Annotated in this window: 13 protein-coding genes and 3 tRNA genes; 8 read left to right on the top strand and 8 right to left on the bottom strand. The window is 61.2% G+C overall.

What is annotated here, in order from left to right:
- Positions 1-7: 7 nt before the first annotated feature.
- Complete coding sequence (locus OIL77_08490; protein ID HJI45435.1) at positions 8-808, bottom strand: transposase; 801 nt, start codon at positions 806-808, stop codon at positions 8-10.
- Positions 809-1,211: 403 nt separating this feature from the next.
- On the opposite strand from OIL77_08490, the gene OIL77_08485 reads away from it, so the two are divergent.
- The 4 genes from OIL77_08485 (at position 1,212) to OIL77_08470 (ending at position 6,023) form a co-directional block, all read left to right on the top strand.
- Positions 1,212-1,946 (top strand): hypothetical protein, encoded by a 735-nt coding sequence (locus OIL77_08485; protein ID HJI45434.1) that lies wholly within the window; start codon positions 1,212-1,214, stop codon positions 1,944-1,946.
- 18 nt (positions 1,947-1,964) lie between these two features.
- Positions 1,965-2,969 (top strand): GGGtGRT protein, encoded by a 1,005-nt coding sequence (locus OIL77_08480; GenBank protein HJI45433.1) that lies wholly within the window; start codon positions 1,965-1,967, stop codon positions 2,967-2,969.
- Positions 2,970-3,272: 303 nt separating this feature from the next.
- On the top strand, positions 3,273-4,799 hold the full coding sequence (locus OIL77_08475) for an FAD-binding protein (GenBank protein HJI45432.1): 1,527 nt from the start codon (positions 3,273-3,275) through the stop codon (positions 4,797-4,799).
- Between the two features lie 216 nt (positions 4,800-5,015).
- Positions 5,016-6,023 carry a virulence RhuM family protein gene (locus tag OIL77_08470; protein ID HJI45431.1) on the top strand — a complete coding sequence of 336 codons (1,008 nt, stop codon included), beginning with the start codon at positions 5,016-5,018 and terminating at the stop codon, positions 6,021-6,023.
- A 287-nt stretch (positions 6,024-6,310) separates the two neighbouring features.
- Here the strand turns inward: OIL77_08470 and OIL77_08465 are convergent.
- The 3 genes from OIL77_08465 to OIL77_08455 all read right to left on the bottom strand — a co-directional run bounded on the left by OIL77_08465 (position 6,311) and on the right by OIL77_08455 (position 6,601).
- Positions 6,311-6,383 (bottom strand) — tRNA-Lys (locus tag OIL77_08465).
- A 43-nt stretch (positions 6,384-6,426) separates the two neighbouring features.
- Positions 6,427-6,502 (bottom strand) — tRNA-Lys (locus tag OIL77_08460).
- 22 nt (positions 6,503-6,524) lie between these two features.
- Positions 6,525-6,601 (bottom strand) — tRNA-His (locus OIL77_08455).
- Positions 6,602-6,809: 208 nt separating this feature from the next.
- Here OIL77_08455 and OIL77_08450 point away from each other — a divergent pair.
- The 3 genes from OIL77_08450 to OIL77_08440 all read left to right on the top strand — a co-directional run bounded on the left by OIL77_08450 (position 6,810) and on the right by OIL77_08440 (position 10,632).
- The gene (locus OIL77_08450) at positions 6,810-8,102 is read left to right on the top strand and encodes an IS30 family transposase (GenBank protein HJI45430.1); all 1,293 of its coding nucleotides are present in this window, start codon (positions 6,810-6,812) and stop codon (positions 8,100-8,102) included.
- 316 nt (positions 8,103-8,418) lie between these two features.
- The gene (locus tag OIL77_08445) at positions 8,419-9,600 is read left to right on the top strand and encodes an aminotransferase class I/II-fold pyridoxal phosphate-dependent enzyme (protein ID HJI45429.1); all 1,182 of its coding nucleotides are present in this window, start codon (positions 8,419-8,421) and stop codon (positions 9,598-9,600) included.
- A gap of 141 nt (positions 9,601-9,741) precedes the next feature.
- Entirely contained in the window at positions 9,742-10,632 is an 891-nt protein-coding gene (locus OIL77_08440) for an ROK family protein (GenBank protein ID HJI45428.1), read from the top strand.
- A gap of 114 nt (positions 10,633-10,746) precedes the next feature.
- Here OIL77_08440 and OIL77_08435 read toward each other — a convergent pair whose 3' ends face one another.
- The 4 genes from OIL77_08435 to argS form a co-directional block, all read right to left on the bottom strand.
- A complete protein-coding gene (locus tag OIL77_08435) occupies positions 10,747-11,196 on the bottom strand; it encodes a VanZ family protein (GenBank protein ID HJI45427.1) in 450 nt (149 codons plus the stop codon).
- A 7-nt stretch (positions 11,197-11,203) separates the two neighbouring features.
- Positions 11,204-12,604, bottom strand: coding sequence for a hypothetical protein (locus OIL77_08430; GenBank protein HJI45426.1), 1,401 nt, complete (start codon positions 12,602-12,604; stop codon positions 11,204-11,206).
- A 310-nt stretch (positions 12,605-12,914) separates the two neighbouring features.
- Positions 12,915-15,341, bottom strand: coding sequence for a transcription termination factor Rho (gene rho, locus OIL77_08425; protein HJI45425.1), 2,427 nt, complete (start codon positions 15,339-15,341; stop codon positions 12,915-12,917).
- Between the two features lie 943 nt (positions 15,342-16,284).
- Positions 16,285-18,138 (bottom strand): arginine--tRNA ligase, encoded by a 1,854-nt coding sequence (argS, locus tag OIL77_08420; GenBank protein HJI45424.1) that lies wholly within the window; start codon positions 18,136-18,138, stop codon positions 16,285-16,287.
- A 342-nt stretch (positions 18,139-18,480) separates the two neighbouring features.
- Between argS and OIL77_08415 the strand changes: the two genes are divergently transcribed.
- Positions 18,481-18,966, top strand: a complete 486-nt coding sequence (locus OIL77_08415; protein HJI45423.1) for a CarD family transcriptional regulator — start codon at positions 18,481-18,483, stop codon at positions 18,964-18,966.
- Positions 18,967-19,037: the final 71 nt, after the last annotated feature.

The raw sequence follows: 19,037 nt of genomic DNA, 5'->3' as shown, positions 1-19,037 counted from the left end.
CCATTTTCTATTCCGAGCCCTCAGCCTGAGCCTTCACCCGCGCATAAGCGCGCACGATACGAGAGACGGTACTCTTGCTGATTCCCGTATACCGTTCGATCTCGCGCACCGTGTAGCCGACATCGTGCAGGGCGAAAATGATTCCGTCTCGCCGCGCGGGTGCTACGGTCTTGAGTTCGTTGAGCGGCACACCCAGGCGCTTCGCCATCTTGTCGGCAAACGCACGCCGCTCCCACTCCGTCTCATCCATATCGTGAATCACCGGATCGGAACCATCGGGCATCGACAGAGAATAATCCAGAAACCCCTTGGCAGACTCAAAGAGCTCGAGCACACAAGAAGGGTCCGAAAATCCCCTCGTCGTATCGTTGTCATACGCTCTCAGATACTCGGCAAAGCTGCTCCAGGGATAACGCTCGATCAGGGCGATACCCGCCTCCTGCGGATTAGCGTGAACATAGCGAATGGCAGCCATTAGATAACGGTCGGTATCGAGCGAACGCCGGTCAAAACGGTTCTGGAACAGATGGCCCGTGCGACCCGTGCGTTTATTGAACCGCCGCGCGTACGTCAAAAGCAGCCGGTGCATCGCCGCGCTCATCCTGTCCTCGTAATCTGCAAGCACCAAATGCACGTGATTGCCCATAAGGCACCAGGCGATAACCGTCACGCCCTCCTCGCGGCAGCACTCGCGCATCAGCTCCAAAAACTCCCACCGGTCTTCATCGCCCTCAAAGATGAGCTGCTTGCCCGCACCGCGAGCACAGACATGGTAAAAGCCGGTAACCGTTCTCCAAACGCGCTGCATAGCGCTCCCTTCGCCGGGATCTGCTTGCCATCCAATACAGCACGATTGAAGCGTGCCATCAAAACATTCACGCAAAACAATGCACTCGCGCGGCCAAAGGCAGCAAACAGGCGGCGAACGGCACCGTTGCAACAGGTCAACCCCTGCAACACTTACAAAAGCCGACCAAAAGCTTGCCCAAGACGGACCCCCTCTACGGAAGTTCGCGACTACAGAACATAGCGCTAAACCGTTTCAATTAAAACTTCCGGACTTCTCGCTACGAAAACTGAGCCGTTCGCCGAATATTCCGTGCATTTCGCGGTATTATAGGGGTTGCATGTCATGTCCCTTTCGAAGGGTCGCCCGGCAATCGCCAGCCACGACCCCCAGACGGGACGCCAACACGATAGAGAGGAGAGGCATGCAGTACTCACAGGAAGTGGAGAACATGTGCCCCGTTGCCAAGGGTGCATACCACGGCCCCGCACCCATCCCCGAGGAGGGCAAGTGGGTCCAGGCTAAGGAGATTTCCGACATCTCCGGTCTTACGCACGGTGTGGGTTGGTGCGCACCTCAGCAGGGCGCCTGCAAGCTCACGCTGAACGTCAAGGACGGCATCATCGAGGAGGCCCTCGTTGAGACCATCGGCTGCTCGGGCATGACCCACTCTGCCGCCATGGCTTCCGAGATCCTTCCCGGTAAGACCATCCTCGAGGCCCTCAACACCGACCTCGTCTGCGACGCCATCAACGTTGCTATGCGCGAGATCTTCCTGCAGATCGTTTACGGCCGCAGCCAGACCGCGTTCTCCGAGGGCGGCCTGCCCGTGGGCGCCTCCCTCGACGACCTCGGCAAGGGCCTTCGCTCTCAGGTCGGCACCATGTTCGGCACCAAGGCCAAGGGCGCTCGTTACCTCGAGCTCGCTCAGGGCTACGTCACCCGCATGGCTCTCAACGACAAGAACGAGATCATCGCGTTCGAGTTCCTGAACCTCGGCAAGTTCACCGACGCCGTCAAGGCCGGCAAGACCCCCGAGGAGGCCATCGCTGGCGCTATGGGCCACTATGGTCAGTGGGAGAACGCTGCCAAGTACATCGACCCGCGCACCGACGAGGAGACTCACTCCGTCGCCAGCGTGTTCCCGGTTCACGAGTAGAAAGGGAGGGAAATAACTATGACTGTTACGTTCGAAGGTTACGAGCGCCGCGCTGACAAGATCAACAAGTGCCTCGCCGACAACGGCATCGCCTCCCTCGAGGAAGCTCTGCAGATCTGCACCGACAAGGGCTTCAACCCGCGTGAGATCGTCAACAACACCCAGTCCATCGCCTTCCAGAACGCTGAGTGGGCCTACACCCTCGGCTGCGCTCTCGCTGTCAAGCGTGGCGCCAAGTCCGCTTCTGAGGCTGCCGCCATCATCGGCGAGGGCATCCAAGCCTTCACCGTTCCCGGCTCCGTCGCCGAGGACCGCAAGGTCGGTCTGGGCCACGGCAACCTGGGCGCTATGTTGCTCTCCGACGACACCGAGTGCTTCGCCTTCCTGGCCGGCCACGAGTCCTTCGCTGCCGCTGAGGGCGCTATCGGCCTGGCTCTGAACGCCAACAAGGCTCGTAAGAAGCCGCTGCGCGTCATCCTCAACGGTCTGGGCAAGGACGCTGCTCAGATCATCGCCCGCATCAACGGCTTCACCTATGTGAAGACCCAGTTCGACTACTACACGGGCGAGCTCAAGGTCGTCGAGACCATCCCCTACTCCGATGGTCCCCGCGCTGCCGTTAACTGCTACGGCTCCGACGACGTCCGCGAGGGCGTTGCCATCATGTGGCACGAGAACGTCGACATCTCGATCACCGGTAACTCCACCAACCCCACGCGCTTCCAGCACCCCGTCGCTGGCACCTACAAGAAGGAGCGCATCGAGGCTGGCAAGAAGTACTTCTCCGTCGCTTCTGGTGGCGGCACTGGCCGTACCCTGCACCCGGACAACATGGGCGCCGGCCCCGCCTCTTACGGCATGACCGACACCATGGGCCGTATGCACTCCGACGCCCAGTTCGCCGGTTCTTCCTCCGTGCCTGCGCACGTCGACATGATGGGTCTCATCGGCATGGGCAACAACCCCATGGTCGGTGCCACCGTCGCCTGCGCTGTCGCCGTCGAGGAGGCCCTCAAGGCCTAATCGCGCCCGCGCGATGCTCATATAGTTGAGCTTACGAGCCGCTATCCACCCGGATAGCGGCTCTTTTTTATTCCAGAGGGTAGCTAATGTCGATATATCAGTTGCGATGAAATACGGACTTATTAGCCCCTATACAAGCCAAAACAGTCCATATTCCACCGCAACTTATTGAGGGGATGCGATGGAGCGTCTAAGTGTCCGCGACGCCCACCTGCGATATCAGCCCTTTACCGATTAACGGAATCTTTCCGGTGCCTTTGGCGAGCGCTCGTGCGACAATGCGCCGGACGAGAAAGGAATCCGATGGAATCGACTGATGTACTGGTAATTGGATCTGGCATTGCAGGCCTTTGCGCTGCCATCGAGGCGGCACGCGCGGGTGCAACAGTCACCGTGGCGAGCGCCGGCAAGACTATGAGCGGATCGAGCTTCTTCCCGGGCACCTGGGGCCTCGGCCTTATCGGGCCCATCGACGCAAAAGATGAGCAGGATCTCATCGACACCATCCAGGCCATCGGCGGTGGCGTCGCCGACCCCGAGCTCGTCCAGACCTTTGTCCACGGCATTCCTCAGGCTATTCAATGGCTCGAGGAGGACCTGGGTGTTGAGCTTCAGCGTCCGCAAAGCGCCGAGAGCGCCCAGCAAAAGCAGTTTATCCCCTGCTTTGACCACAAGACGCGTATGTGGCGCGGTCTCACCCGCAAGCCCCTTGAGGACGCCCTGACAGCCCAGATTGAGTCACTTGGCATCCGTCTGCTCCCCCGCCATGAGCTTATCGACCTTATCGAGGGCGCAAACGACAGAATCTCCGGAGCCGTGCTCTATAACCGCACGAGCGAACGCCTCGTATCCATCGCTGCCAAGGCAACGGTCATTGCCGCCGGCGGCACGGGTGGGCTGTTCGAGCGCAGCCTCACTTCGACCGATGTACTCAGCTCCTCGCAGGCCATCGCCCTGGCGCACAGCGCCTCCCTTACTAATATAGAGTTCATGCAGATGATGCCCGGCTTCATCGAGCCCAAGCGCAACCTTGTCTTTAACGAGAAGACTTGGCGCTACGTCAAGTTAGATCAGCCGGTCGATATTGCTGACGACAAGCTGGGCGACCTGCTTGAGCAGCGCTCCGGATACGGCCCCTTCACTTCGCGTCTGGATTCTCGTGCTATCGACCTTGCTATCGACCGGGCAGGCGCGGAGGGTCTGGCGCTGCATTACGACTTCCCACGCGAGGATGTTCCCGAGTTTGTGCAGACCTTTGCCACCTGGCTGCAAGACGAGCACGGCATCGCCCCAACCGACGAGATGCGCGTAGCGATGTATGCCCACGCAGCCAACGGAGGCATCAAGATTGATAAGACCGCGTACACGGGCGTTAAGGGCCTTTTCGCCTGTGGCGAGGCGACAGGCGGCATGCACGGCGCCGACCGTATCGGCGGCCTGTCGAGTGCCAACGGCATCGTCTTTGGGCACATCGCCGGCGCATCGGCGGCACGGGCGGCGCAGGACGCCCCTGAGACGCCCTTGAAGACGGATATCGCCCTCCCCCAGCGCGGCATCACCGCAACAGACGCCGAGCGCCTGACACGCACTCTCAAGCACACGATGAGCACCCACTGCATGATCAACCGCACCGAGGCGGGCCTATCCATAGCGTCGCAAGAACTTGAAGACCTAAAGTCCGAGTCTTCAGCCCTGAGCACGGCAGACGCACAAGATAGCGAAATCGCAGCCCTCGCCCGCCTGCAATCGCAGATTCGGCTGGCGACCGAAATGGTCAAAGCCATGCGTAAGCGAACCGAAAGCCTCGGATCGCACTATCGAGCGGACTAAGCCGAGCACTTACCTAGAGCAGAACGCAACTTCTCGATAATGATTGAGCCCAACGGCGCACTTTAACGCCATCAAAATAGTGTTAGAAAAGAAACGCCATCATATCCGTGATATAGACGCTTTTATGTCCTCGCGGTCGCGTATCCTCTTTAGGCATGTAGTTACCACATGATGAAGGCGAATAACGCGTAACCCACCGACCAGAGAGGAAGAGATATGGAAGACCCCATTCAGGCCGAGATCATTCTGTACCAGTCCGAGGGGGCAAACGTGCCGGTCCAGGTCTACTACAAGGATGAGACCCTTTGGGTCTCACAGGGGGCGATGGCCGATCTGTTCGATGTCTCTGTTTCGACGATTTCCGAACATCTCATTAACATTTTCGCCAGCGGGGAACTACAAAAGGCCAGCTCAACTAGTTTTTCCGGTTTTTCCGGAAAAACCTCTTCCAAAGGTGGCAGACCGAAAACTTACTACAACCTCGATGCGGTAATCGCTGTCGGGTACCGAGTGAACTCGATGCGCGCAACCCGATTCCGCCAATGGGCCACGGCGACCCTCAAGGAGTACATCACCAAGGGCTTCGTCCTCAACGACGACATGCTCAAGAACGGCCGGCCCTTCGGCAAAGACTACTTCGACGAGCTGCTCGCCCGCATCCGCGACATCCGCGCGAGCGAGCGCCGCGTGTGGCTCAAGATCACCGACATCTTCCAGGAATGCAGCTTCGACTACGACAAGGACTCGACCATGGCCAAGAACTTCTACGCCGCGGTCCAGAACAAGATGCACTACGCCGTTACTGGACATACCGCGGCCGAGATCGTCCAGGGGCGCTCCGACCCATCCAAGCCCAACATGGGACTCACGTCGTGGAAGGAAGGCCCCGAGGGCCGCATCCACTCCTCGGACGTCACCGTGGCCAAGAACTATCTGTCAGAGGACGAGATCAGACAGCTGAACCGCCTCGTCACGATGTTGCTCGACACGCTCGAGGACAGGGCCGAGCGGCACGTCCTTACGAGCATGGAGGATTGCGAGCGCCTGCTCGACGGCTTCCTGACATTCAGCGGGCGCGAGGTGCTCAAGGGCCTCGGCAACCGCAACAAGAAGACGGCGGACAAAATCGCCAAGGAGCGATTTCACGAATTCCAAAAGCTCCAGGACAAGACCTACGAGAACGACTTTGAACTAATGGTGAAACATATGAACGAGAAGGCGTAGTCTGAAGCACGCAGGGAACTAAACGCCAGTTGATTCCCATTTTCGTGGTGTCACGAAAATGGGAGCTGCCGGTGTCGCCACCCGCGCCGCTAAGGATCATGAGCTGGCACGGCACGTATGCTGTTTTAAAACGCAGAACGGCAATGCAAGCAAACCGAAGATTGCGTCCGTCCAAGCGTACTTCGCTGCACAGACGCTGCGGCGCTCCACGCCCCGACGGGTTGGACCCTATGCGGGGTTAACAAAAAAGCGACCAGCCGAAGCCAGTCGCTTTTACAATCTTTGGGTGGGCCGTCAGGGGGTCGAACCCTGGACCTTGGGATTAAGAGTCCCCTGCTCTACCAACTGAGCTAACGACCCAAAGCTAAAGTCCGTTGTGGCGGACTTTAGAGGAGATATCGTGTGGTGGGCCGTCAGGGGGTCGAACCCTGGACCTTGGGATTAAGAGTCCCCTGCTCTACCAACTGAGCTAACGACCCGATATCAACACGAAGCAAGAACTGGGGTGGGTAAAGGGACTCGAACCCTCGACCTACGGGACCACAACCCGTCGCTCTAGCCAACTGAGCTACACCCACCGTGTCCTGTGCGCTTCGCGCTCGACTATTATTGCAAGGAACGCCACGCGATGCAAGCCCCAATTTTCAAGAATTTTGAAAAGAGTTTTTCCTTGATTATCGACTTCATCCGAACACCTCCCACATTCATCCGCACATGTGCGGATGAATGTGGGAACCCGATACCCTGAGGGCCGGACCGGCCGGCCCCGGGAGATCGGAGGACGGCATGTCCGGAAAGAAGAAAAGGGGCTCCGCGAGGGCGGTCCCGAGGGCCTACGGAAGGCTCACGAGGCACGAGCGGGACACAGTCCAGAGGATGCTGGAGCGCGGGGCCTCGTGCAGGGAGATCGCGAGGGAGCTGGGCAGGTCGCCCTCGACGGTGAGCGCCGAGGTGGCGTCGCACAGGTTCGTGACGGCGCCGAAGCCCAGGCGCGGCGAGCGCGTGGACGCCGGCACCGACCTGTCGGCGGCCTGCCCGCGCCTGGCGGCGTGGCCGCGCTGCTGCAACGGGTGCGGCCGCTACCGCGCGGTGGGCTGCAAGCGCCGCCCGCACGTCTTCTACGAGGCCCGGGCCGCGCAGCTGTGCGCCGACTCGGTGCTCGTCTCGTCCAGGCGCGGGATCGACGCCGACGAGCCCGCCGCGGCGGCGAGGCTGGAGGCCATCAGGGACTGCCTGCGCCGGGGGCTGTCGCCCGAGCAGATGGCGGCGCGCAACGGCGGGCCGGTGGACCTGTCTCCCTCGACCATCTACCGCTGGGTCTCGGCGGGCTACGACGGCATGACGAACATGGAGCTCAGGCGCAAGGTCGGCTACAGGCCGAGGAGGCGCGCCGCCGGGCGGGCGGCCACGCGCCACTCCGCCCGCAGGTCGTATGCCGCGTTCCTCGCCCTCGGGGAGGACGCGTGCGCCGCGGCCTGGGAGATGGACACCGTCGAGGGCGCCCGGGAGGACTCGGCCTGCCTGCTCACGCTACTGCACCGCCCCAGCAGGCTGCAGCTCGCGCTGCCGCTGGGCGGGAAGACCGCCGGGTGCGTCGCGGCCGCCCTGGAGGGCGTCCGGGCGGTCCTCGGCGCCGACGGGGCGCGCCGCGTGTTCCGCGCCGTGCTCACCGACAACGGCGCGGAGTTCGCCGACGAGGCCGCGGTCGCGGCCCTCCTCGGCGAGGGGCCCGGCGAGACGAGGCTGTTCTACTGCGACCCCAGGCGGAGCGACCAGAAGGGCGCCTGCGAGCGCAACCACGTCGAGATAAGGAAGCTGCTGCCCAAGGGCGCCGGCCTCAGGTTCGACCGGCTCTCCCCGGCCGACATGGCGCTCGCCATGTCGCACGTGAACTCCGAGCCCCGCGGCGCGCTCGGCTTCTCGACGCCCGCGCGCGCCTTCAGGGCGATGCTCGGGGACGATGCGGCGGCGCTGCTTGACGCCTACGGCGTGGAGGATGTGCCTCTGGCCGAGCTCGACCTGACGCCGGGACTCATCGAGAGGGCGCGCGCAGAGAGGGGCGATGCCCCGCTGGCCTAGCCTGAAGGGAAAAAAGGAATAGGCGGACCGACCGTCCGGCTGAGTCTGGGAAGAGGTGCCGGGCGGAGGGCGGAGCATGGCCACCGGACCCATCGAAACACATCTCCACCGTTCCTTCAACTGGGAAAACGGCGCCCCCGGGGCCCGGATGGGGCCTCGGGGGCGTTCGGCTAGCTGCGGGAACGGCCTGTCCGCCTAATGTGTTCGGCTGAGATCGGAAATCAACCGAAAAGAGTTTTTCGAGACCATTTCGAGCAAATCCCACCGGTTTCATAGGAGTAAACTTGCCCCACTGCAAATGCTCGAAAGGACCGGCATGAAAGAACTCTCCAACCGCACGGCAACGTTTACCGATTCCGTCATCCGCCGCATGACGCGCATCTCCAACAAGTATGGCGCCGTCAACCTGTCGCAGGGCTTCCCCGACTTCGATCCCCCGGCGCAGCTGCTCGATAGCCTGAGCACCATCGCCAGCGACCCCAAGCCGCTCTATCACCAGTACTCCATCACCTGGGGCTCCCAGGCCATGCGCGAGGCGCTCGCCGCCAAACAGGAGCACTTTATGGGCATGCCGGTGAACCCCAACGAGAATATCATAGTCACCTGCGGCTCCACCGAGGCCATGATGGCCGCCATGATGACGGTTACGAACCCCGGAGACAAGGTCGTCATCTTCTCGCCGTTCTACGAGAACTACGGCGCCGACACGATCCTTTCGGGTGCCGAGCCTATCTACGTGCCGCTCAACCCGCCCACATTCGACTTTGACCGCGAGACACTCGAGGCGGCCTTCCGCGACAACGACCCCAAGGCCATCGTCCTGTGCAACCCTTCCAACCCTTGCGGCAAGGTCTTTACGCGCGAGGAGCTCACCTTTATCGCCGACCTCTGCAAAAAGTACGACACCTACTGCATCACCGACGAGGTGTACGAGCACATCGTCTACGCGCCCCACGAGCACGTCTATATGGCCACGCTGCCCGGCATGTTCGAGCGAACCATCAGCTGCAGCTCGCTGTCCAAAACGTACTCCATCACCGGCTGGCGTCTGGGCTACACCATTGCCCCGGCCCAGATCACCGAGCGCATCAAGAAGGTCCACGACTTCCTCACCGTGGGTGCCGCCGCTCCCCTGCAGGAAGCTGTCGTCACCGCCCTCAACTTCGACGACAGCTATTACCAGGAGGTCCTCGACCTCTACACCGCCAAGCGCGACCTGTTCTGTCAGGGACTCGGCAGCATCGGCCTCACGCACAACGTGCCGCAGGGCGCCTACTACGTCATGATGGACATCTCTGAGTTTGGCTATGACAGCGACCTCGAATTCTGCGAGGACCTCGCGTCTAAGGTGGGCGTGGGCGCCGTGCCCGGCTCGAGCTTCTTCCGCGAGCCCGTCAACCATCTGATTCGTTTCCACTTTGCCAAGCGAGACGAGACGCTTAACGCGGCGCTGGAGAACCTCAAGTCGCTACGTGATAAAATCAAGCCGCGCGGGTAAGGACGGCCCGGCAACTAAAGCAACCAAAGAAGCCCCGCACCGCCCGCCGCGTTGCGAGGCTTCTTTCTATAGCGCTTTCTTAAATAGTTTAGAGCTCTATACTTTAGTCACGGAGCAACTCGTCCCAGAGAGAGGAATACTATGGCAGAGCAGCAGCTTATCGGAGCGCTCGAGGCCGGTGGCACCAAGATGGTCTGCGCCACGGGCTATGCGGACGGTACGGTCCTAGAGCGCGAGCAGATCGCGACCACGACCCCGCAGGAGACCGTTGAGGCCGTCAACGCATGGTTTGCCGACAAGGGCATCGCCGCGCTGGGCATCGGCGCCTTTGGCCCCACCGCAGTCAACCCTGCCTCGCCCCAATACGGCAAGATCCTGGAGACGCCCAAAACGGCATGGCGCTACTTTGACCTGCTGGGCACTATCCAAAACGAGCTCAATATCCCCTGCGGCTACGATACCGACGTCAACGTCGCCTGCCTGGGCGAGGTCACGTTTGGTTGCGCCAAGGGCCTCACCGACGTGGTCTACCTGACCATCGGCACCGGCGTGGGCGCCGGCGTGCTCTCGGGCGGTAAGCTCGTGCACGGCATGATGCATCCCGAGGCCGGCCACATCCTGGTCACGCGCGACCCGCGCGACACCATTGGCGAGCACAGCGCCTGCCCCTTCCACGACAACTGTCTCGAGGGCCTCATCGCCGGCCCCGGCGTTAAAAAGCGCTGGGATGGCAAGAGCGCCGGAGACATGGCCGATGACCCGGAGGCCATGGACCTGCTCGCCGGCTATCTGGCACAGGCGCTCATGACCTACACGCTGTGCTACGCGCCGCAAAAGATCATCATCGGCGGCGGCGTGGCCGACCACACCCCCATCGTGCCGCTCGCACGCAAGAAATGTGCCGAAATGCTCAACGGCTATATCGTCACGCCCGAGGTCAACGACATCGATACCTACATTGTCAACAACAGCCTCGAGGGCAAGCAGGGCATCATGGGTTGCCTTGCCCTGGGCGCACAGGCGCTTCAGTAACAGACGCACCCACGGGGCGTGGCGCGCCCAGCAAATCCGACCAATGGAACGACGCCACCACGCCTCATATAAGCCCTCAAATAAAAAAGGCCGCCTAGGACCAAACAATACGTCCTAGGCGGCCTTTTTGGCGTACATCAGCGACCGTAAGAGATATCGGAGCACAACGCCCATTGCCGCTCCACAGCAGTCGATCATCACATCGGTGATCATGCCGGCGCGTCCCGGCACAAAGAGCTGAATCGTCTCGTCGATCGAGGGAATCAGCAGCAGGAACACCGCCGTGGGCAGCAGCACGTCAAAGGTGTGCCGGCCCTCAAAATCAAAAGCGTGCGTTGCCAGGATGCCGAGCACCATATACTCGGTAAAATGCGCGCACTTGCGAACAACAAAGTTGGTCACCCATTCATATGGAAGTCCCACGCCGTGCAGGAAACCGCGGATAGCTTCCATGACCGTTAGGCTCAGCGAGCCCGACCCCGAGCCGGGAACCAGCGAATTGCCCCAGATCAAGAGCGCCATCAGGCAGGTCACGACCGCCCATTTTCGATTCATCTTAACCATGCAGAAGTTATGCCTCCGCGCGGAGCGGCGCGAAGCTGGCGGTACCGCCCTCGATAACGCTCAGATAGGCACGGCCCGTACGCTTGGCGGTAGAGGACTGCAGGCGCTCGATCTCTTCCTCGAGGATCTGATTGACGCGCTCGTGACGACGATTTTCCATAATGCCGGCGGCAATAGCCTCGGCCCGCTCGATGCTCTCGCGCGAGATACGGGCGGTATCCTCGGGGAACACAGCGCTGTGACGGCCGACATAGGCGGGAGCAGCAGGCTGAGGGGCAGCGACGGGAGTGGGGACTGCAACAGGAGCGGGCTCGTCAATCTCATCCAGAATCGCGGTGGCGGCGGCCCACATGTCCTCGTGGCCCGAGTAATCGGCCATGGGGACATCGACCTCGAGCGAGGCGTCCGGAAGGTCGCCGGTGTCGATGCGATCTTGGGCATCAATCGATGCGGTGATGGCTGCAGGTTCATCGAGGTCGTCAAGATCGATGTCCGCGGCACCGGAGATGATAGGCATGCTGGCGAGGTTTGCGTTGTACGGCGCAGCCTCAGCCGCCTGCTGCTGAGCAGGAGCGCCCCAAAGCGAGCTCTCGGCGGCACGGCGGGCGGCAACGGCCTCCTCGTCCGCGGTAATGGCTTCATCAACGTACGAATAATCGGCAGAAGCGTTCGCGTCGCCCGAGGTAGCGTTGTAGGCGTTATTGGCTGCCGCGTTGGCAACGAGTGCCACGAAAGCCGCCGTGCTGCCCGCAGGGGCGGCCTGGGAGCCCGACACGGCGCGCGCCGCGGCGGCGATGTCGTCACGATTGAAGGAGCCGGTCTGCCCGCCGTTGGTAAGCTCGTCGATGGCGACTTGATAGACGTCGCGCGAGTGTGCAGGGTCGCAGCTCACCGGCGAATCGTCGTCGAGCATACTGTCGATCATGGACCAAGCCTCGGCCTCGTCCATAGCATCTGCGGCTCGAGCGATGGTAGGGACACCATCATCGGCATGACGGCGCTGGAACGCACCAGTCAGGCCGGAAAGGTATGCCGAGGTAGACTGCTCCGCCTGAGCCTGAGAAGCAGAAGCCGCAGCGTAAGGAGTCGCATCCTGCTGCTGAGCCGGAATCGAGGCGGTCTTGAACTCACTTTGATGTTGATTGAGATTGGCAGCACCGCCCATGGCATCGGGCTGGAACAGACGCTCTTCACGCTGCGCACGGTACTCGGAGATGCCCAGCGAGGCGGCATAGATACCCACGCCCGCCACCGCGCCCACGGCGAAGGGAACCGCACCCGCCACGACCGTCTCGTTCACCGACGAAAACGGCAGCGTCGCGGCATACATAACCACGGGGGCGGCCAGGCCGATCCCGCACGAAAGTCCGGCAAGGACTGCTCGTTGTGTTGCATCAGAAGAAGCCATGAGCTCTCCCCATCTTCCAGCACCCAAATCGCATCATTCAGTTGGCTGCGCGAGAGAAGATGAAGCGGGGCTATGCCCCAAAGCAACGGTATATGGTTCGTTTCATCTGCGTTTTCCGTCGCGAAGCTTAAAAGCTATTATGCGAAACCGCCCTGTCGATTGCAAGCGACGATGTCGGATTGAAACGGGAAACCTGCTGCTTGCCAGTCTTATGGTCGATAACTGGCGCCGAGTGGCGATATAAAAAGGGCCGAGGCGCAAGCCCCGACCCTTCATCGCGCCGGCAATAACGCCGCGTGCGGTTGACGACTTAGAACGTCTGCTCGTAGTCGCTATGCTTTTTGGCCGAACGCACCAGGAACTCCTGGTTGGTGTTGGTGCCCTTGAGGCCCTTGATAAACGATGCGGCCGCGCGCTCGGTATTGTTCATGCCGGCGAGGATGCGACGCAGACCAAAGACAAACGGGCGCATCTGCTCGTCGACCAGCAGGTCCTCGTTGCGCGTACCCGAGGCAACAGGGTCGATGGCCGGGAAAATGCGGCGATCGGCCAGGTCGCGGTCGAGCTTGAGCTCCATGTTGCCGGTACCCTTGAACTCCTCAAAGATGACCTCGTCCATCTTGGAACCGGTATCGATGAGTGCGGAGGCCAGGATGGTGAGCGAGCCACCGTTCTCGATATTGCGGGCTGCACCCAGAAAACGCTTGGGCGGATACAGTGCCGCCGAATCAACGCCGCCCGAAAGGATGCGGCCTGAGGCGGGCGCCGCCAAGTTGTAGGCGCGGGCAAGACGCGTGATGGAGTCGAGCACAACTACAACATCGCCGCCCAGTTCCACGATGCGCTTGGCGCGCTCGATGACGAGCTCTGCCACGCGAGTGTGGTTGTCGGCGGGCATATCGAAGGTCGACGCCACAACCTCGCCCTTGATGGAACGCTGCATATCGGTGACCTCTTCGGGGCGCTCGTCGACGAGCAGGCAGATGAGGTGCACCTCGGGGTTGTTAATCGAGATAGACTGGCAGATTTTCTTGAGGATCGTCGTCTTGCCGGCCTTAGGCGGGGACACAATCAGGCCACGCTGACCCTTGCCGATCGGCGACACGATGTCGATGGCACGACCGGTAATGGAATCCTTGCCATGCTCCATGCGCAGCGGCTCGTTGGGATAGACCGGGGTGAGGTCGCCGAACTTGGGGCGATTGCGAATCTGCTCAGGATCCATGCCGTTGACGGTCGTGATCTTGGCGAGGCCGGCGCGCTTGTCGCCGCCGCGCGAAGGACGCAGCGAGCCCTCGATGACATCGCCCGTGCGCAGACGCGCGGAACGGATGAGGTATGCGGGCACGAAGGCGTCGTCGTTGGACTTCATGTAGCCATGGGCGTGGATGATGCCGGAGCTGTCTGGGCGAATCTGCAGAATGCCCTTGATATCGCGGAAACCCTCGGCCTTTGCGGCGGTAGTGTAGATCTCCTCGACGAGCTCGGCCTTCTTCTTGCCGGTCGTCTCGATCTCGAACTCCTTGGCCTTCTCGCGCAGCTCGGCGACCTTCATGGCCGCGAGCTCCTCGCGCGAAAGCGTGGGCTCAGTCGGAGCGGCATTGCGCTCCTTATTGCGCTGCTTGCGGTCGCGCTGACGGTTGCGGCGATCGTTGTTACGCTCGTCCTTGCGCTCGTTGCGGTCATTACGCTCGTCGTTGCGCTTGTGCTGACGGCGGTTGGGGCGAGCGCTCTCTTCGGTCTCGACGGGGGCGGTGCCATCGGTTGCGGAGGCGTCTTCGTTAGCCGAAGCATCATCGCTGGCCTCGGCATTGGAATCGCCCTGCGGCTCGGCCTCGGCATGCTGCTCGACGGCCTTGGCCTTAGCGGACTTCTTGCGACCGCGCTTGGGCTTCTCGGACGCAGACTGTTCGACGTCTTGGGGCTCGGCGGCATCAGTCGATGCATCGGCGGTCGTCTCGGCGGAAACCTCGGACGCACCCTTCTTGGCAGCCTTGGCCTTGGACGTGCGCTTAGCAGCAGTACGATGGCTGCGACCAGGACGGACGTCGGCGGGCTCGACATCGGCAGAAACGGCCTCGGAAGTCGTAGCATCCTGGACGGGCGCGTCGGCAGCGGTTGCAGGCTCGGCGGTCGCCGCAGCATCCCGAGCGGCGGCGGCTGCGGCTGCGGCCTTCTCGGCCTCGACGAAAGCCTTGGGCTTGCGACCGCGACGGTGCGGGCGCAAAGCCGGATCGACAACGGGAACTTCGCTGGCCTCGACAGGCGCAGCGGGCTCAACAGGCGATGTGCCCTCCCCTGCCGCGGAACGGACCGAAGCCTCAGCGAGCTCGGGGGTTACCTGATCGGCAACCTGCTCGGCCTTAGCAGCCGTGCGACGGCGTGTGCGCGGTACCGGCTTCTCGGTTGGCTGGTCGGCGACAGGGGTCTCGGTGGCGGCAGGCGTCTCGGGCACAAACGGAGCTGCAAGCTCGGTCAGAGCCGCGGCCTCACGCTCGGCAGCACGACGGCGGGCGCGCACCACCTGAGCCTCGCTAATCTGCGCCAACGCACGTGCCTGCGCGACCTCATCGGAAATCGGCGCCGAGGAGTCAGCTGCAGCGGTACGCTTGGCGCGCGTCGTGCGCGTGGTACGGCGCTTGGGCTTGGTGACCTCCTCGCCGTCATCGGCAGGCTTGGCCGCGCGGCGCGTACGCTTGGGCTTTGCCGGAGCAGCCTCCTCACCAGTTGCAGACACGGCCTTCTCAGCCGCTACAGGCGTAGGCGTCGAAGCAGCCTTAGGCGTCTCAGGAGCCGAGGCTTGCGCGGGCGCCGCGACCTGGTCCGACGCAACCGGTGCAGCGGGAGCGGCTTGCGTCGTCGTTATTTCGTTTTCTTGCTGTTGATCAGACACAGTGTTTGCTCAACTTTCTTTTCAAGCCCTGTGATCACATGCTCCCTGCATAAACCTTCAGGGCGGCTAAACAGTCTAGCTCCGTCAAATACCGACGGACATCATTGATCTGTATCGAGATATTTGCGTCATATACGCAGCTTTAGTGTAACACAACCGCCGCCACCTGCAACTTAGTCATTGGACGTTCTTAAACGCCCAGTCATCAGGGACACTCCTCCTCAAAAGCGCCTTGAAATGTCGCGCCAGAGGAGTGAAGCCGTGGCACCTGGAATAGCCGCGCCACGAATCGCGCCCATCTGCTACGTTTGCCCCGAGCCCCTGACCATACCCTTGTTTTTTCAAAAACAACGAGTCTGCTACCTGCGGTTTTAATATCGTACTTTTCGGCATGGTTCGGGATATGCGTCCAAACGTAGGAGATGAGCCCAATTCGTGACGGACGGTATCCCGCCACCCCTCTTCGAGACAAAAATGATCCGTTTTCCTCCGTCCCCAAGGGACAATTTTCAAAACTACGCCGGATTACGGGGCCAGGATGCTGCAAGCCAACCATACCCTGCATTATCAAGAAACAATAAGCCATCTACCTGCGGGTTTAATTTCACTATTGGCACCATGGTCGCCAGTTGGCGATTCAGCCCCGTAAACCGGTATAGTTGCAATTTGGTAGCATTTCCCAGCAAACCAAATAGTCTCACCAAACGCAAAAAACCCGACCTCCGCATGGAGATCGGGCTTATAGGGCTCAGCAAAGCCGAACCTACACGGTCAAATGATCCGTAGCTTACATCTGCTCGGGCGCGGAAACGCCAACGAGGGTGAGCACCAGGGCGAGCGTCACGCGAACGGCGTCGCAAGCGGCCAGACGGGCGCGCGAAAGCTCGGGGTCGACGGGACGGCCCTCGCTCGGCAGAACCTGGCAGGCAGCGTAGAAGCTGTGGAAGTCGCCGGCGAGTTCCTCAGCAAAGTGCGTCAGACGGAACGGGGCGCGGTCGCGAGCGCAGCTGGCAATCAGGTCGGTGAGCTCGTTGAGCTTACGCGAAAGGGCGAGCTCGGTCGGGTCGGTCAGCAGCGAGTAATCGACGTTCTCACCGATGGCCTTGGCGGCGACGGCCTTCATGCCCATCTCGTCAGCCTGCTCGGGCGTAACGTCGGCGGCACGGCGCAGGATGGAGCACACGCGGGCGTGAGCATACTGCACGTAATAGACCGGGTTGGAGTTATCGCGCTTCTTAACGGCCTCAATATCGAAGTCGACCATCTGGTTGGAGCTCTTGGAGATGAGCGTGTAGCGAGCGGCATCGGAGCCGACCTCGTCGACAAGCTCCTGCAGGGTCACCATGGTGCCCTTGCGCTTGGACATACGGACGGGCTTGCCGTTACGCAGCAGGTTGACGAGCTGGCCCAGCAGAACCTCAAACTTGCCGGGATAGCCAAGAGCGTCGCAGACGCAGCGGACGCGCTCGATGTAGCCGTGGTGGTCGGCGCCCCAGATGTCGATGACGTGGTCGACGCGCTGGAACTTATCCCAGTGATAGGCGACGTCGGAGGCGAAGTAGGTGTACTCGCCGTCGGACTTGATCAGAACGCGGTCCTTGTCATCGCCCAGGTCGGTGGAGCGGAACCACAGGGCGCCGTCCTTGGTGTAGAGATAGCCCATCTTGTCGAGCTTCTCAAAAGCGCGGTCGACGGCGGAGGTGCCGGCGGTCTCGCCCTCGGTGTCCTTCACATACAGCGAGCGCTCGGAGAACCAACGATCGAAGTCGCAGTTAACGGCATGGCAAAGGTCGCGCATGTTGTCGACCATCTTTACATAGCCGCGCTCGCGGAAGCTCTCCATGCGCTCCTGCGGATCGGCGTTGACCCACTTATCGCCGTCGGTGCGCCAGAACTCGGCGGCCTCGTCGATGATGTAGTCGCCGCCGTAGGAGTCCTTGCCCAGGGTCTCGGCAAAGTTGTCCTGATACGGATGGGTCTCGGGATGCTCGTCGTTCTCGTCGGCAACAAAGGCGTCGCGGTCGGCGATCAGCAGCTTGTGAGCCTCGTCGATATCCACGCCCTGCTTGGCGATGATGTCGGCAAGCTGCATATAGCGCGTGCTGATGGAGTTGCCGAAGGTGTTCATCTGAGAGCCGTGGTCGTTGATGTAGAACTCACGCTGGATGTCGTAACCGGCGTGATCCATAACGCGGCAGAGCGAGTCGCCCAGCGCGGCCCAGCGGCCGTGGCCGATGTGCATGGGGCCGACGGGGTTGGCGGAAACGAACTCGACCTGGGTCTTCAGGCCACCACCGACGTTGGACTTAGCGAAGTCCATACCCTTCTCGCGAGCCTCGCCAAAGATGGCATTCTTGACGGCAACGGAGAGGTAGAAGTTGATGAAGCCGGGGCCTGCGATCTCGACCTTCTCGATCGCGGGGTCCTCGGGCATATGGGCAACGATGGCCTCGGCGATCTTGCGCGGGGCGCAGTGGGCCAGCTTGGCGGACTTCAGGGCCATGGTAGAGGTCCACTCGCCATGAGAAGTGTCAGCCGGTCGCTCGATAGCGCAATCGTCAAGTTCAAATGCGGAAAGGTCGCCGGCCTCCTGGGCCGCAGCAAGCGCAGCGCGTACCAGCTCTTCAATCTTCTCGGGCATAGATCCTCCTTGTGTTAAAGCCCCCGAGCTCTTGGTCACTCGTAGGGCAAAAGCCAGAGTTTGTAGCACTCTATCACAAGCGACGGGCACTGTCGCAGGGTAAAGCTAATAGATATTGCATATGCACAAAAATGACTACAGCTTGTATGGAGTCACTCAAAGATGCCGGTCTGCCTGCAGATTATGCAGGCGTTGAAAATGCATAAAGGTGTGAATGAGCTGCGTCTGTTATCGAATACTCTTACCTATCAGAGTTGTGTGCTTTTCCTGCATAAAGTACGGGTTTGCGCACGTCAGCGTGTTATTCTAGACATACGTAAATTCGTATAAGTTGGAGGTAGCATGTTCTCAATCGGTCAACACGTCATTCATCCGGGCCAGGGAGTCTGCACCGTCGTCGGTTTTAGGGACGACACACCGCAGCCCATGCTGCTGCTCGAGACCAAGCAGGGACATGCGCAGACGATCCTCATGTACCCCGTGGCGCAGGCCGACCGTCTGCACGCCGCCATCTCTCAGCAAGATGCCGAGCACCTGCTGAGCCACTATGACGAGCTGGAGTGCGACACCTTTACCGAGCGCAACAGCTCGCTTGAGGAGACACACTTTAAGCAGCAGCTCAAGCTGGGCGCGCCCGAGACGGTCCGCGTGGCAAAGACCATGATGCACCGCATTCGCCAGGCCGAGGAAGCTGATAAAAAACCCAGCTCCTACTACATGCGCGTACTCAAGGAGGCCAAACGCCGCTCCATCGAGGAGTTCGCCGTGGCCCTTGGCGTCACCGAGGAGGCCGCCGAAGCCCGCCTAGCCCAAGCCGCCCTCAACTAACCCATCCGCGCCAAAAACCACCACAAAGGGAACAGGCACCTTTGTGGTGGTTTTCTTGTTCTAGTAGTATT

The sequence above is a fragment of the Coriobacteriaceae bacterium genome (genome assembly GCA_025993015.1).
GTDB lineage: Bacteria > Actinomycetota > Coriobacteriia > Coriobacteriales > Coriobacteriaceae > Collinsella.
The sequence above is the reverse complement of the archived record's forward strand: the minus strand, read 5'-3'. Positions and strand labels throughout refer to the sequence as shown.

Bases quoted from the DNA above. Each gene is read 5' to 3' on its own strand.
- OIL77_08490 (HJI45435.1), bottom strand. From the start codon at position 808: ATGCAGCGCGTTTGGAGAACGGTTACCGGCTTTTACCATGTCTGTGCT.
- OIL77_08450 (HJI45430.1), top strand. From the start codon at position 6,810: ATGTCCGGAAAGAAGAAAAGGGGCTCCGCGAGGGCGGTCCCGAGGGCC.
- OIL77_08430 (HJI45426.1), bottom strand. From the start codon at position 12,604: ATGGCTTCTTCTGATGCAACACAACGAGCAGTCCTTGCCGGACTTTCG.
- OIL77_08485 (HJI45434.1), top strand. From the start codon at position 1,212: ATGCAGTACTCACAGGAAGTGGAGAACATGTGCCCCGTTGCCAAGGGT.
- OIL77_08445 (HJI45429.1), top strand. From the start codon at position 8,419: ATGAAAGAACTCTCCAACCGCACGGCAACGTTTACCGATTCCGTCATC.
- OIL77_08480 (HJI45433.1), top strand. From the start codon at position 1,965: ATGACTGTTACGTTCGAAGGTTACGAGCGCCGCGCTGACAAGATCAAC.
- OIL77_08440 (HJI45428.1), top strand. From the start codon at position 9,742: ATGGCAGAGCAGCAGCTTATCGGAGCGCTCGAGGCCGGTGGCACCAAG.
- OIL77_08435 (HJI45427.1), bottom strand. From the start codon at position 11,196: ATGGTTAAGATGAATCGAAAATGGGCGGTCGTGACCTGCCTGATGGCG.
- OIL77_08415 (HJI45423.1), top strand. From the start codon at position 18,481: ATGTTCTCAATCGGTCAACACGTCATTCATCCGGGCCAGGGAGTCTGC.
- OIL77_08475 (HJI45432.1), top strand. From the start codon at position 3,273: ATGGAATCGACTGATGTACTGGTAATTGGATCTGGCATTGCAGGCCTT.
- OIL77_08470 (HJI45431.1), top strand. From the start codon at position 5,016: ATGGAAGACCCCATTCAGGCCGAGATCATTCTGTACCAGTCCGAGGGG.
- argS (HJI45424.1), bottom strand. From the start codon at position 18,138: ATGCCCGAGAAGATTGAAGAGCTGGTACGCGCTGCGCTTGCTGCGGCC.